Source organism: Bacillus sp. RZ2MS9 (assembly GCF_001816185.2).
In the GTDB taxonomy this organism is placed as follows: domain Bacteria; phylum Bacillota; class Bacilli; order Bacillales; family Bacillaceae_G; genus Bacillus_A; species Bacillus_A cereus.
In genome coordinates this window covers 4909895-4924338 of sequence record NZ_CP049978.1, presented here as the reverse complement: position 1 = coordinate 4924338, position 14444 = coordinate 4909895, and the positions used below count along the sequence as shown (strand labels likewise).

Sequence of the window (14444 nt, the reverse complement as noted above, 5' to 3'; positions counted from 1 at the left end):
TATTAACATATAAAAATCTTTTAAAATTTATATTGCATTTCGTCTAGATAACGCTTACAATTTGATTTGTAGGTGGTATCAATTTCAGACTTTCAATTATGGTAGGAGAGAAGAAGCTACCTTTTATAAATTGCAATTTATGTAAACGCTTACTGATTTTAGATGACAGTTGAATAGTTTTAGGGGTTTTAAATTTTTTAACAACAATGGTCAGACGTCATTCGTTATACGTTATACGACCAATAACTCGTGGGAGAAGTGGAGGATTCACATATGAAGTTCGTAATGTTTCTAGTCGGTTTACTTGTAGTGTTTGTACTAGGTTTCCTTATCAGTTCAGATCGTAAGAAAATTAAATATAAACCAATTGCACTTATGCTTGTCATTCAATTGGTACTTGCGTATTTCTTACTAAATACAAAGGTCGGATTCGTATTAGTAAAAGGGATTGCAGATGGATTTGGCGCCATTTTAAAATTTGCGGAAGCTGGGGTTAATTTCGTATTTGGTGGTCTAGCAAACGATGGACAAGCACCATTCTTCTTAACAGTATTATTACCGATTATTTTCTTAGCAGTATTAATCGGGATTCTGCAACATATTAAAGTTTTACCGATTATCATTCGTGCAGTCGGTTTCCTATTAAGTAAAGTTAACGGTTTAGGAAAACTAGAATCATATAATGCGGTAGCAGCTGCAATCGTTGGTCAAGGGGAAGTATTCATTACAGTAAAAGATCAACTAAGCAAATTACCGAAAAATCGCTTATACACACTTTGTGCATCTTCAATGTCTACAGTATCGATGTCAATCGTCGGTTCTTATATGAAAATGATTGATCCAAAATATGTAGTAACAGCACTTGTATTAAACTTATTCAGTGGATTCATTATCGTTCATATCATTAATCCATATGAAGTAAAAGAAGAAGACGATATTTTAGAATTACAAGAAGACAAGAAACAAACATTCTTTGAAATGTTAGGCGAATATATTATGCTTGGTTTCTCTATCGCTGTAACAGTAGCGGCGATGTTAATCGGTTTCGTAGCATTAATTACAGCAATTAACGGTGTATTCGATTCAATTTTCGGAATCACATTCCAAAGCATTTTAGGATATATCTTCTCACCATTAGCATTCGTAATGGGTATTCCAACATCAGAGATGCTACAAGCAGGACAAATTATGGCAACAAAATTAGTAACGAACGAATTCGTTGCAATGCTTGACCTTGGTAAAGTAGCTGGTGATTTATCAGCTCGTACAGTAGGTATTTTATCTATCTTCCTTGTATCATTTGCGAACTTCTCATCTATCGGAATTATCGCAGGTGCAACGAAGAGTATCGATGGCAAACAAGCAAACGTTGTATCATCATTCGGTTTAAAACTTGTATACGGTGCAACATTAGTAAGTATATTATCAGCGATTATCGTTGGGGTTATGCTTTAATAAATTAAGAAAAGCAATGAGCGTAGGCTCATTGCTTTTTTTGTTTAACTTGCTTTATCCAAGTCTCTTTTAAAACGTGGTTTCTCTAAATAAGTTCCCAGTCTCCACACATATTCCACTGGCCCCATTCGGTATTTCTGGAGCCAATAGGTGCTAACGAATAATTGAATCGTATAAATTCCGATGGTTAAAAGAATACCGAAGAAATAGCCGATTTTCCCGTATAAGCCAAATCCATATGCGTAAAAAATAGTTGTTGCGATAATAGATTGCGCTAAGTAATTACTAACGGACATTTTCCCCATGTTCGCCATGTATGTTAGTAGACGGGTTGCTTTTTTGTAATGGAATAATAAAATGATTGTGCTTCCGTAAAAGAAGGTCATAGTTACTGGTGTAAGGCCATCTTGTAACATAATTAAAAGCGGGTGCTTTACGAACATAGCTAAGATTTTAATTGTAAAAGAGAAGAGACCGGTGGCAAACCATATTTTTTTGACAGCAGGTATATGTTTATTGACCTCAAATAGCCAGCCTTTTTTCCCTACATACATTCCGAGTAGAAACAGTGGAGACATAAAAATTATTGCGAAAACTGATATGAAAAATAATCCGAATGCACCGTCAATTCCCATGTAATCAAAAGGATTTTCAGTCAATCTAAAGTTGACGTGATCCATATAGCTTCCAGTTTGATGGACTTTATGTTCTTTTTCAGTATAAGGTGCAAAATCATTTATATTTGTAGATGGATCAGTTTGATAAGACATAAGTGTAATAAGTGCGAGTAGAATAATCGCCCAAATGAGCAAAGTTTTCGGTTTTCGATTGATGAACATCATTAAGAAAATCCCAATTATTCCGTATGCAAATAAAATATCTCCCTCCCAAACAAAAGTGCCGTGAATGTAGCCGAGTAGTAAAAGAATGATAATACGTCTTATGTATGTGGGGAAGAATTTTTTTCCTTTTGCGATAATACTTTTTTGTAATAAAATAATGCTAAGTCCAAATAGAAAAGAAAATAGGGATATAAAGTTATGTGTGCCGAAGAATTGAATAAACCAATTAGCGCCTTTATCAAGATCGCCGAATAGATAAGTTGGTTTTTCACTGGTGAAGAACCCGAATTGAATTAATGTCATATTGACTAGTAAAATGCCAAACAAAGCGAAACCACGAATTGCATCAACAGCTTCTACACGTTGATTCATTTTTCCTCTCCTCGTATATTCGTTTTTATATTGAAAATAATACCATTTTATAGCTGGCACTATGTCAAATATGAGGAAATTTAAGGTGATTTTAAGATAGAGAGCAAACAAAAAAATCACCTTAATACATGTATTAAGGTGATTGAAATATTATTCAGCTGGAGGCGTAAATGTACGTTTCTCTAATTCAGCATCTAGCATAAACAGTGCGTTTGAATCGCTTGTAATACGTTTTAATTTTTGAATGATGCTATCGAATGAAGCTTCTTCTTCAACTTGTTCGTCAACGAACCATTTTAAGAATGTAATTGTTGCATGTTCACGCTCGTCCCAAGCGATATCAGATAAGTTGTAAATACGTTTCGTTACTTCACGCTCGTGCTCAAGTGCGACTTCAAAAGCGTTTAATACAGATTCGTATTCGTTATTCGGATTATCAAATCCAGTAATAATAGCGCGCTCTCCGCGGTCATTAATATAGTTGTAAAGCTTCATTGCGTGGAAACGTTCTTCTTCAGCTTGTACAAGGAAAAAGTTAGCGAATCCATCATAGCTCTCAGCTGTACAGTAAGCAGCCATTGCCATATAAGCATGGGCAGAGTAAAATTCAAAGTTCATTTGTTCATTTAATGCGTCGTGCAATTTTTTTGATAACATAAAATCCCCCTTAGTATTGTGACAAGAATATTATAACATAATTGATAATATTCTCATTTAGATGCTTCGAACCTTTTCGAAAGCTTTGTGACGTGTGCATCCATAATGTCTTGTAAGTCTAAATCATATTTTTGCGAAAGAATAATAAGGTTAGATAGTACATCGCCAAGTTCTTCTTTTAGTTCTTGTTTTAGCTCTTCTTCTGTTTTCGCATCTTCATCAGGGCGATCGCGGCCAATTTCAATAGCACGAACGACTCGTGAAACTTCCCCAACTTCCTCGGTTAAGAAATTTAAGCGAATAAAGGCATTATACTGTGACCAGCTTCGTTTTTCGTAAAATTCCTCAACCCATCTTTGAAATGCAACGATATCCATTTCTTCCTCATCTCCTCAATATGTTGTACAATGTTCATTGTATCATAACAATATATAGTTTCGGGGTGTAGGGATGAGAAAGATTTGTGTGTTTGCAGGTTCTAATTTAGGGGAGAGACCAGAATTTAAAGAGCAGGCAATTCAGTTAGGTAAAATGTTTGTTGAGAACGACTATGAGCTCGTATACGGTGGTTCATGTGTCGGATTAATGGGAGAAGTAGCAAACGAAGTTCTTCGTTTAGGTGGACGTGTAACAGGTGTTATGCCGCGCGGTCTATTCCGAGGAGAAATTGTGCATACAGGATTAACAGAATTAATTGAAGTAGAGACGATGCACGAACGTAAAGCTAAAATGGCAGAGCTTGCAGATGCTTTTATTGCGCTTCCAGGCGGATACGGAACGTTTGAAGAACTATTTGAAGTTGTATGTTGGTCACAAATTGGTATACATAATAAGCCGGTTGGTTTATTAAACATAAAAGGTTTTTACGGACCAATTTTGCAAATGGTTGAACGTGCAGCGGAAGAAGGATTTATGAATCCATCAAATAAAGAATTGATCGTTTCAGCAGAGACAGCAGATAAACTGATTCATGCAATCCAAAATTATGAGCGTCCTGTTTTGGGAACGAAGTGGAAGCAACTATCATAGCAAATACGGAAACACATGTCGTTTTAATTTAAGATGGCATGTGTTTTTAATTTGGTTAAATATGTTAATTTTAGATGTAATGTTTTTGGAAAAGGAGAAAGAGATGGAGGAGTTTGTGTATTTAAGACCGGTCTTTAAAAGTATTTTAGCAGCATCTATTCTTGTTATGCTAATTGTTTTGAGACAGAAGAAAGAGTTGATTAATGAATTTTCGCTTTGGTTTATCTCGGTATTGTGTATCGGTGTTTCCGCGATAACGTTGTTTATGTCTGGGTTTATCGTTGATGAGTATAATCTAGGTGGAGATCCACAATCGTTTTGTATGTTTATTGCGATTGGTTGTATTAGTGGTCTGAATTTCATTATTTATTACAGAAGGCAATAAAAAGAGGCATTCCGTATTACTTTGGAATGCCTTTATTATTTTGATTGCTTTGTTTTTTATACAGGTACCAGCCACCCCAGCCGCCACTAATTGCTACGACAACGAGGAAAGCATAGTCCTTAACCTCGACACGTATATTGAAAATATTAGCTATAAGTAAGAGAATCCCAACTGTTATTAACGCAAAAAATGCTCTAATTAAGTAGTCTTTCAACTGAACCACTCCCGTCATTTAAGTAGTAAATGATGAATTTGGAAAAGCTAAAGGGTGTTGCCTATATTTTAACATAGATGAGATTGTAATATATTGATAAAAGTAGGGGAGAGGGGCGCTGATATTGTCGTGATTTGTCGGTAAATTGATATCCTTTGTCAAATCGTTGATATATTGCGGGTAATGATCGATATAATGAAAAAATCGTTGATATATTGCGAGTTATGATCGATATATTTGAAAAATCGTTGATATAATTTCGTGTACCGTTAAGTGCGACCATTACATAAAAAAGCGACTCTGAACGAGCCGCTTCCGCTTTAAAGTAATATCTAGCTCCGGTAGCTAGAATGTTCGGTGGCTTCGCTTTTTCCTGCGAGGCAAAGAGCGCCTCTACGTCGAAAGCTCCATCCCCCTCACATTCTGAGCAAGCTACCTCCGCTTTTAGGTGATATCCAGCTCCAGCGGCTAGAATCTCCGGTCATTTCACTCTCTCGCTCGAAGCAAAAAGCGCTTCAAGGTCGAGAGCTCCAATGCCCTGCGATTCTGAGCAAGCCGCTTCCGCTTTTAATTATTATTGATTCAAGAACGCACGTAGCATCCAAGCGTGTTTTTCTAGTTCTGTGTAGATGCCTAGTAGTAGGTCAGATGTCATTTCATCGTCAGAGTCTTGAGCGATTTCCATGCCTTTTTTCAGTTCGACTAGCATCATTTCGTAGTCTTTCATGATTGCTTCGACCATCCCTTCTGCAGTTTCTCCGTATGCTGCTTCTTGAATAGAAGATAGTTCTAAGTATTCTTTCATTGTTGCTACTGGTTTGCCGCCAATTGCTAAAATACGTTCTGCAATTTCATCGATGTGAGTAGCTGATTCTGTGTAAAGTTCTTCGAATTTCTCGTGTAATGTGAAGAATTGAGGTCCTTTTACGTACCAATGGAAGTTGTGAAGTTTTGTGAATAAAACGCTCCAGTCTGCTACTTGTTTGTTTAATACTTCGATTACTTGTTTGTTCATTATGATCAATCTCCTTTTGAGTTGTTATGTGATATCAATTACTAATTTATAATCATTATAATCTAGTAATCTCTATAAATCAACCCTTTTGCTGGAATTAATTTGAACAAATTATGAACTGTTGTAAATAAAAGGCCCTATTACGGTGAAGTAATAGGGCCTTTGTTTGTTAAACAGCCTTTTGTTTTTCTTCTACATCTTGCCCATCCCAACACTCTGTATTCTGTAAGCCAGGGATAGAGTTTGCAACGAAGACAGGATCTTTTCCTTGTTTCTTTTGCTTCAAATAGTCTACTAATGCAGCGTAAGCAAATTTGCTAAGGAATGAGATGGCAATTAAGTTTGTGAATACCATTAGTCCCATGAATAAATCAGCTAAACTCCAAACTGTTTTAAGAGCAGCGATTGATCCGAAGAATACCATTCCGACAACTGCAACACGATAAATCATTAACCATGTTTTACTTTCTTTAATGAATGCGATATTTGTTTCACCATAATAGTAGTTTCCTAGAAGTGAACTGAAAGCGAATAGGAAAATAATAATCGCTAAGAAAGTGCTTGCCCACGGTCCAATTTGTGAACTTAATGCGTTTTGTGTTAATTCGATACCTTCTAAATTTGATCCTTTGTAAAGTCCAGAACATAATACGATAAATGCTGTTGATGTACATACTAAGAATGTATCTACGAAAACGCCTAACGCTTGAACAAGCCCTTGTTTTACAGGGTGAGATACATCAGATGTTGCGGCTGCATTAGGAGAACTACCCATTCCCGCTTCTGTAGCGAATAAACCGCGCTGAATTCCGAACTTGATTGCTGCTCCAATACCACCAGCGATGGCTTGGTCTAAACCGAATGCACCGTTAAAGATTTCCATGAAAATGCTTGGTAACATACTGAAGTTGTTAATAACGACAAAAATAGCCACGCCGATATAAACGATTGCCATTGGCGGAACAATCATTTCTGTAATACGTGAAATGCTCTTAATGCCACCAAAAATAATAACTGCAACTAATAAGGCTAATAGAGCTCCTACGATTGTTCGCTCTAGTCCAAAAGCATTTTCAAACGCTATTGTTACTGTATTTGCTTGCACTGAATTGAAAATTAATCCATACGCAACTGTAATAAGAAGTGAAAACCAGACGCCCATCCAGCGTTTGTTTAACCCTTTTTCCATGTAATATGCTGGTCCACCACGGAACCTACTTCCATCTTTTACTTTATAAATTTGCGCAAGTGTACATTCTACAAAACTAGTAGCTGCTCCGATAATTGCGATAAACCACATCCAAAATATTGCGCCAGGTCCACCCATTGAAATTGCTAATGCTACACCAGCTAAGTTTCCGATACCGATACGTGCTGCTGCACTTAAGCAAAATGCTTGGAATGGTGAGATGCTATCTTTCTTTTTTTCTTTTCGATTAAACCCTTTACTAATTAAGCTGACCATCTCACTGAAATGAGTAATTTGGACAAATTTTAATTTAAAAGAGAAGTAAAGACCGAAGCCGATTAGCATTGCAATAAGAATATATGACCATAAAATATTATTCGTTACCTCAAGGAATCTGCTAAAGATATCAACCATATAATACACTTCCTTTTTTTCGTAATAAGAAAATTATATGCAAAAAATATACGAGAATCAATTTTTCTAAAAAATTATGTTACTTAAAACATTTTTGTGTTATGATTATGTTACATCGTAATATTTTTAGAATTATTTACATTTTAAAAAACTAAATTTAAAGCGAGAAGGTGGGGATAATTTGAAAGAAGATTCTTTATGGAAAGTAAGCCTTGAGAGTTTGAAAATGAGAAGTAATATATTTTTTATCATTACATCTTTAAGTATCTTTTTAGGGTCCACTTATTATTACAATAAAAGATTTCCAAATCACAAATATCCTGAGTGGTTAGAATTTCTAAAGTTGATTGGATGAATAAAAGACAGAAAAACAGAAAATTAAAATAAACAAGTTATGGAGGAGCTAAAAATGAATATTAGAGAAAGTGAACTTCCGGGTATTGGTTATAAGTTTCAAATCGTTACGAAAGGTAATGAAAAGATGGTAATTGTCATTCATGATGATGGTCGTAGAGAAATGTATCATTTTGATTCAGACCATGAAGAAAGCATCTCAAGTATTTCACTACGTGACTCAGAGGCAAGACAAATCGCTGCAATATTAGGTGGAATGGTATATAAGCCTAGGGCGTTAGAAAATGTTGAGATGGTTTTTGAAGGTTTAGCGATTGAGTGGTTCAAGGTGGAGAATACAGCTCCAGCAATCGGAAAAACAATTGGCGATCTTGAAATAAGAAAAACATATAGCGTAACAATAATCGCGGTTATGAAGAAGAACATGAAGAAGCTATTTAATCCAGGACCAGAAACAGTAATTGAAGAAGGAGATATGCTTGTAGTTTCAGGTGAGAGAGAAGAAATTAAAAAAATCATTAATGAATTACTTTCAAATAGGGGGGACTGATTAGATGGATACGTTAATTTTTGAAGTTGGTACAGCTTTAGTTTTAGTGGCAATTGCAGCAGTAATTGCTGGAAAATTTAAATTCTCAGTAATTCCTTTTCTAATCGTTCTTGGAATGTTAGTAGGACCGCATGCACCGACAATAGGTGTTATCGATCTCAAATTTATTGAAAGTGCAAGTGTAATTTCTTTCCTTGGACGGATTGGGGTTCTATTCCTTCTATTCTATCTAGGATTAGAATTTTCAATGAAAAAACTAATTAAATCTGGACGCTCTATTGCGATTGGCGGAACGATTTATATTTTAATTAACTTTTCACTTGGTTTGTTATACGGATTTATAATGGGATTCCCATTACTAGAAATCTTAATTATTGCGGGTATTATTACGATTTCTTCTAGCGCTATCGTTGCTAAAGTGTTAGTGGACTTAAGAAGAACTGGTAATAATGAAACCGAATTAATTTTAGGAATTATTATGTTTGAAGATATATTCCTTGCTGTATATTTATCAGTTGTTTCTGGTTTAGTACTTGGGGATCACGCTTCCTTCTTAGGTGCCCTTACTTCAATTGGAATTGCTTTAGGATATATGCTTCTATTCTTTATAGTAGCTAGAAAGGCTACGCCGTTATTAAATAAATTGCTCAATATTAGCTCAGATGAAATCTTTATTATTGTAGTATTTGCTTCTTTATTCTTCATTGCTGGTTTTTCAGAAACAATTCACGTTGCAGAAGCAATTGGAGCACTTCTTCTAGGATTAGTTTTCTCTGAGACAGAGCATAGTGACCGAATTGAACATCTTGTTGTTCCATTTAGAGACTTTTTCGGAGCTATTTTCTTCTTCAGCTTCGGGTTAAGTATTGATCCGTTCTCATTAGGCGGAGCGATATGGTTAACGTTAGGTGCTGTCCTTCTTACAATAATCGGAAACTTTGTAGCAGGAATGATTGCAGGAAGACAAGCAGGATTATCTCATAAAGCATCAACAAATATCGGATTAACAATCGTTTCAAGAGGAGAGTTCTCCATCATTATGGCTAATATCGGTATCGCCGGTGGTTTAATGTCAGTACTGAAACCATTCTCAGCACTATACGTGCTTATACTATCCATTTTAGGCCCACTTCTGACAAAAGAGTCGAAGAATGTATATAAATTCTTAAATAAAATCTTTAAGTGGGATACGAAGACTAACTAAATTAAAAAAATAAAAGTACAAGATATTTCCTGCTTGTACTTTTATTTTGGTGATGAAAACAGTAAAGAGAGGTACATGATGTTAGGAGAGTTGATTCATTCGGTTTTAGTTTTTTTAGAAGGACTTGGTTATTGGGGAATTATGCTTGGATTAATGCTAGAGGTTATTCCAAGTGAAATCGTATTGTCTTATGCAGGCTATTTAGTATCAACAGGAAGCATTACATTTTGGGGCGCTGTCGCGTTCGGTACAATTGGTGGTGTAATTGCACAACTATTCATTTATTGGATTGGTCGATATGGAGGAAGACCTGTTCTTGAGCGATATGGAAAATATATTTTAATTCAGAAGAAACATATTGATTATGCTGAAGATTGGTTTAATCGTTATGGAACTGGCGTTATCTTTACCGCACGTTTTATTCCGGTTGTGCGTCATGCTATTTCGATACCAGCGGGTATTGCGAAAATGTCACATGCTAAGTTTATTACGCTAACTACATTAGCTGTTATTCCGTGGTCAATTGTGTTTGTATATTTAGGTTTTAAATTAGGAACAGAGTGGGAAAGTATTAATAAAGTTGCGGGGCCATATGTGAAATACTTTGCACTTGCTGCTATTGTTTGTGCAATTGGTTATTTTGTATTAAAAAAAATGATGAAAAAAAAGTGATTACAGAAAAGGAATCTATGTCGACGTAGATTCCTTTTTTATTGGCATTTTTTCAAGGATGAAAGAATACGTTTAATATTTACCATATTGTGGCATACATATAGAAAAAGGGTGCTTGGAAAGGGGAATAAAGAGAAATGGAACTCCAGTTTCAAAATGTATATCAACAGGTAGAGAATTGGTATGTGTTGGATTCGGAGCTTCCTTGGGATGTCAAAAAGTTGAGAGAGGATTTGTTTTCTCTTATTGAAGTATGTAAAACGCCCGTTATTTTTTGTGATACGTGTGATGCAAATGATGTGCTTCTATCATTAGGGGAAGAGGAAGAAGAGTTCCTATTCCCAGTAGGTGGTTTTTATCATAAAGAAAAGCAATTAATTTTCGTTTGTATGTGGGAAGAGTATGATCAAGTTCTCAAAACGCTACTGCATGAATTCCGCCATGCGATGCAGCATAAGAGAGATATATTGTATGTGGGAAGTGAACGGTACGAAGAGCGGTGGATTGAAAAAGATGCGAGGAAGTTCGCGGAGAGGAAATTGGATGAATATAAGAGTAGAAAGTTAATGTAAAGCATAGTGGAGAAATAGCGCTGTGCTTTTTATGCTTATTAAAAATAAGTATTTGACTTTTATTAAGTTTAGTTCTAAACTAATGATATGAAACGAGCGAGGTGATGAAATGAAAACAGAAGATAGACTAGGGCTACTATTATGGTTTCGTTTGTCACGCTTTTATAATAAGAGTATTCGTGAGACGAATCAGCATTTGAAAAAATGGAATATATCTGCCGCCCAGTTTGATGTGTTAGCTCAAGTTGGAGGACATGATCGTTTAACGCAGCAAGAACTTGGAAATAAGCTATTTGTTACGAAAGGAAATGTAACGCAGCTTTTAAATAAAATGGAGCAGCTTGAGTGGATTTTGCGTGAACAAGAGGGTACTACGAAATATATTTCTTTAACAGAAAAGGGAAGAGCTTTATATGAGGAAATCGTCCCACCTCAAGAAACGTTCCAAGCAGAGAAGTTTCATAATTTAAATATAGAGGAACAAAAGCAGTTATTAACACTATTAAAAAAGTTACAGTAAGAAAAAATTTTAAAATAAATCTCGAATTCGAGATAGTATGAGGTGAAGGATATGTTTAGAAAAGTTGATCATAAAAATATGGGCAGAGCAAATCATGGTTGGTTAAATACACATTTTCATTTTTCTTTTGCCAATTACTACAATCCAAATAAAATGAACTTCGGAGCGTTACGTGTTATTAATGATGATCTAGTAGCGGCGCAAACTGGTTTTGATATGCATCCGCACCGTGATATGGAGATTATTTCTTACGTTGTAGATGGTGCTTTAACACATGAAGACAGCATGGGAAATCGCGGAACGGTTGAGCGTGGACATGTTCAATATATGAGTGCTGGCACGGGTGTATTTCATAGCGAGCATAATTTAGGCGATGAAACGCTGCGTTTATTACAAATTTGGATTTTACCAGACCGCGCAGATCATAAACCAAACTATGGTGAGTTTAAATTTGATTGGAGCAAGCGTGAAGATGAATGGTTCCATATGGTATCTTCAGTAGAAGGAAATGCACCAATTCAAATTCACCAAGATGCGAATTTATATTCTTTATCATTAGAGGCTGGAAAAGAAATTCATTTTCCAGTGAAAGAAGGCCGTCAATTGTACCTTGTACAAATTGAAGGAAGCAGTGTAATAAATGGTGAAACGTTTGTTATGCGGGATGCAGCAGAATCTGTAGAAGAAGATATTCACATTCAAGCGAAAGAGCAATCACACTATTTAGCAATTGAATTGAAAAAACAATAAAAGGTTTATAGAAAAGAGGACATCCAATAGATGTCCTCTTTTTTTGATTGGAATTATCTGAAAAATGTTTCTCAAATTTTCGGTAGAGGTATCGGCTGGGAAAATAAGAATTGTATAAAAGTGTCAAAAATCTTTATGGGAATGGGGAATGTTATAGTGAAAAAGCAAGTCATTTCATCAGCATTAGCGTTAACTGTTATCGCCGGGGGATTTGGAGCGTTTGGGGCAACGACAACGAAAGCGGAAGAACAAAAAATTCAATATCATCAAGAATTTAAAACACCTGCATACATAGGTGAAGAATGGAAAGCACCGGAAGGACTAGATAAAAAAGAGACAGTCTTTCAATACTTAGAGAGTAAGAAAGATATGTTTAAATTAGCAGGAAATATTGAAAAGCATTTTAATATCGTTGGAGAAGAAAAAGACGCTGAATCTGATACGACACATGTGAAGCTAGTTGAGAAACATAATAACATTCCTGTGTACGGTTCTGATCAAACTGTTACACTTGATAAAGAGAATAATGTAAAAGCATTCTTCGGACAAGTTATTCCGAATTTAGATGATAAAAATATTCCTGCAGCTGCAAGCATTACTGCGGAACAAGCAGAAACGATTGCAAAGGCAGATATTGAGAAAGAAATTGGTAAAGTAAAGAGTTATGACGGTGTGAAAAAAGATTTGTTTGTATATGAAAAGGACGGTAATTACTACCTTGCATACTTAGTTAAGGCATCGATTTCAAAACCAGCTCCAGGATATTGGCATTATTTTGTTGATGCAACGAATGGAAATGTTATTGAGAAATATAACGCTGTAGATAACATTACTGGATTTGGTTACGGAGTATTAGGTGCTAGACAATCATTTGAAATTGCTCAAGATACGAAAACAGGACAATTCAACTTGTTTGATGGTAAACGAGGACAAGGCATTCATACATTTGATGCAGAAAATATGGACGAGAACTGGTTTAATTTATTCTCACAATGGCTTGGATATACAGGAGAAGAAGTTGAAAGTAAATCTAAGTTCTTCGAAGATAAAGCTGCAGTTGATGCGCATGTAAATGCAGGGAAAGTATATGATTACTACAAAAAGACATTTAATCGTAACTCTTTCGATGATAAAGGTGCGAAGCTTATTTCAACTGTTCACGTAGGTACAGCTTGGAATAACGCAGCTTGGAATGGTGTGCAAATGATGTATGGTGATGGAGATGGAAAAACTTTCATTCCATTATCTGCTGGACTTGATGTTATCGGTCACGAATTAACGCATGCTGTAACTGAACATACAGCAAACCTTGTTTACAAAAATGAGTCAGGGGCGTTAAATGAATCGTTATCTGATATTATGGGTGTTATGGTTGAGAAGAAGAGCTGGGATTTAGGTGCTGATATTTATACACCTGATAAACCTGGTGATGCGCTTCGCTCTCTTAAAGACCCAGCGTCTATTCCAAACCCATTAAAACCAAGTGAAGGTTACCCAGATCACTATAGTAAACGTTACACTGGAACAGCTGATAATGGCGGCGTTCATATTAACAGTAGTATTAATAATAAAGCTGCTTATTTAGTTTCTGAAGGCGGGGATCATTACGGCGTGAAAGTAACTGGAGTGGGCCGTGAAGCGACAGAAAAAATTTACTACCGTGCTCTTACGAAATATTTAACTGCAAACTCTGACTTCAAAATGATGCGTCAAGCGGCACTTCAGTCAGCTGAAGATTTATACGGTAAAAACTCTAAAGCTGTACAAGCTGTAACGAAAGCTTATGATGCAGTAGGTGTAAAATAATAAGAGAAAAGACCTGACATCCTAGTCAGGTCTTTTCTTTATCCCGCTATCCGCAAATGATGAAATTTCCACTTTATTTAGTCGCGAATACCTAATGCGATTTTCGCCATACGTGACATACGTTCTTTCGACCAGGGCGGATTCCAAACGACATTTACTTCTATTTCATTAACTTCAGGTACGTTTGTTGATAATACTTTTTTAACGTCTGATACGATTTGCCCAGCCATTGGACAACCGATAGAAGTCATAGTCATCGTAATGACAGCATTATTATTTTCATCTGCTGTAACATCATAAACTAATCCAAGATTAACGATATCAACACCTAGTTCAGGGTCAATAACAGCTTCTAAATTGGCAAGTAATTTATTTTCAAATGCTTCTTGTGACATAAGCAGCCCCTCCTACACTTTAATGATATCGATTCTCATTATAACGGAA

The 14444-nt window shown here is 35.8% G+C and carries 17 protein-coding genes; 10 read left to right on the top strand and 7 right to left on the bottom strand.

The features are described 5' to 3' along the window. The first annotated feature begins 273 nt into the window (after window positions 1-273). Window positions 274-1455, top strand: coding sequence for a NupC/NupG family nucleoside CNT transporter (locus BHV55_RS25270; protein ID WP_000673874.1), 1182 nt, complete (start codon window positions 274-276; stop codon window positions 1453-1455). Between the two features lie 44 nt (window positions 1456-1499). On the opposite strand, the gene BHV55_RS25265 is transcribed toward BHV55_RS25270, so the two are convergent. The 3 genes from BHV55_RS25265 to BHV55_RS25255 form a co-directional block, all read right to left on the bottom strand. Then, window positions 1500-2669: a DUF418 domain-containing protein gene (locus tag BHV55_RS25265; RefSeq protein ID WP_016110912.1), complete on the bottom strand. Its 1170-nt coding sequence runs from the start codon at window positions 2667-2669 to the stop codon at window positions 1500-1502. A 150-nt stretch (window positions 2670-2819) separates the two neighbouring features. Further along, a complete protein-coding gene (locus tag BHV55_RS25260; protein WP_000949403.1) occupies window positions 2820-3326 on the bottom strand; it encodes a ferritin in 507 nt (168 codons plus the stop codon). Window positions 3327-3379: 53 nt separating this feature from the next. Further along, a complete protein-coding gene (locus tag BHV55_RS25255; RefSeq protein ID WP_000355746.1) occupies window positions 3380-3703 on the bottom strand; it encodes a MazG nucleotide pyrophosphohydrolase domain-containing protein in 324 nt (107 codons plus the stop codon). A gap of 73 nt (window positions 3704-3776) precedes the next feature. Here BHV55_RS25255 and BHV55_RS25250 point away from each other — a divergent pair, with 73 nt between their 5' ends. Continuing rightward, complete coding sequence (locus BHV55_RS25250) at window positions 3777-4355, top strand: LOG family protein (RefSeq protein WP_001225751.1); 579 nt, start codon at window positions 3777-3779, stop codon at window positions 4353-4355. Between the two features lie 103 nt (window positions 4356-4458). Continuing rightward, window positions 4459-4740, top strand: a complete 282-nt coding sequence (locus BHV55_RS25245) for a hypothetical protein (RefSeq protein WP_000390910.1) — start codon at window positions 4459-4461, stop codon at window positions 4738-4740. A gap of 16 nt (window positions 4741-4756) precedes the next feature. On the opposite strand, the gene BHV55_RS25240 is transcribed toward BHV55_RS25245, so the two are convergent. The 3 genes from BHV55_RS25240 to BHV55_RS25230 all read right to left on the bottom strand — a co-directional run bounded on the left by BHV55_RS25240 (window position 4757) and on the right by BHV55_RS25230 (window position 7572). Further along, window positions 4757-4954, bottom strand: a complete 198-nt coding sequence (locus BHV55_RS25240) for a hypothetical protein (RefSeq protein ID WP_000656315.1) — start codon at window positions 4952-4954, stop codon at window positions 4757-4759. Between the two features lie 574 nt (window positions 4955-5528). Continuing rightward, the gene (locus BHV55_RS25235; protein ID WP_001041895.1) at window positions 5529-5969 is read right to left on the bottom strand and encodes a Dps family protein; all 441 of its coding nucleotides are present in this window, start codon (window positions 5967-5969) and stop codon (window positions 5529-5531) included. A gap of 169 nt (window positions 5970-6138) precedes the next feature. Continuing rightward, a complete protein-coding gene (locus BHV55_RS25230; RefSeq protein WP_048568701.1) occupies window positions 6139-7572 on the bottom strand; it encodes an alanine/glycine:cation symporter family protein in 1434 nt (477 codons plus the stop codon). A 409-nt stretch (window positions 7573-7981) separates the two neighbouring features. Between BHV55_RS25230 and BHV55_RS25220 the strand changes: the two genes are divergently transcribed. From BHV55_RS25220 to BHV55_RS25190, 7 genes are all read left to right on the top strand, one after another. Beyond that, window positions 7982-8476, top strand: coding sequence for a cation:proton antiporter regulatory subunit (locus BHV55_RS25220; RefSeq protein WP_001026075.1), 495 nt, complete (start codon window positions 7982-7984; stop codon window positions 8474-8476). Between the two features lie 4 nt (window positions 8477-8480). Further along, window positions 8481-9680 (top strand): cation:proton antiporter, encoded by a 1200-nt coding sequence (locus BHV55_RS25215; protein WP_000380223.1) that lies wholly within the window; start codon window positions 8481-8483, stop codon window positions 9678-9680. 78 nt (window positions 9681-9758) lie between these two features. Continuing rightward, window positions 9759-10352 carry an undecaprenyl phosphate transporter UptA gene (gene uptA, locus BHV55_RS25210; protein WP_000900214.1) on the top strand — a complete coding sequence of 198 codons (594 nt, stop codon included), beginning with the start codon at window positions 9759-9761 and terminating at the stop codon, window positions 10350-10352. Between the two features lie 137 nt (window positions 10353-10489). Then, complete coding sequence (locus BHV55_RS25205; protein ID WP_000422800.1) at window positions 10490-10924, top strand: DUF3920 family protein; 435 nt, start codon at window positions 10490-10492, stop codon at window positions 10922-10924. A 109-nt stretch (window positions 10925-11033) separates the two neighbouring features. Continuing rightward, on the top strand, window positions 11034-11444 hold the full coding sequence (locus tag BHV55_RS25200) for a MarR family winged helix-turn-helix transcriptional regulator (RefSeq protein ID WP_000845465.1): 411 nt from the start codon (window positions 11034-11036) through the stop codon (window positions 11442-11444). 51 nt (window positions 11445-11495) lie between these two features. Continuing rightward, the gene (locus BHV55_RS25195) at window positions 11496-12194 is read left to right on the top strand and encodes a pirin family protein (RefSeq protein ID WP_070757742.1); all 699 of its coding nucleotides are present in this window, start codon (window positions 11496-11498) and stop codon (window positions 12192-12194) included. A gap of 156 nt (window positions 12195-12350) precedes the next feature. Further along, complete coding sequence (locus BHV55_RS25190; protein ID WP_000745121.1) at window positions 12351-14000, top strand: M4 family metallopeptidase; 1650 nt, start codon at window positions 12351-12353, stop codon at window positions 13998-14000. A gap of 77 nt (window positions 14001-14077) precedes the next feature. Here the strand turns inward: BHV55_RS25190 and BHV55_RS25185 are convergent, their stop codons facing one another. Beyond that, window positions 14078-14395 carry a metal-sulfur cluster assembly factor gene (locus tag BHV55_RS25185; protein WP_000076422.1) on the bottom strand — a complete coding sequence of 106 codons (318 nt, stop codon included), beginning with the start codon at window positions 14393-14395 and terminating at the stop codon, window positions 14078-14080. Between the last annotated feature and the right edge of the window lie 49 nt (window positions 14396-14444).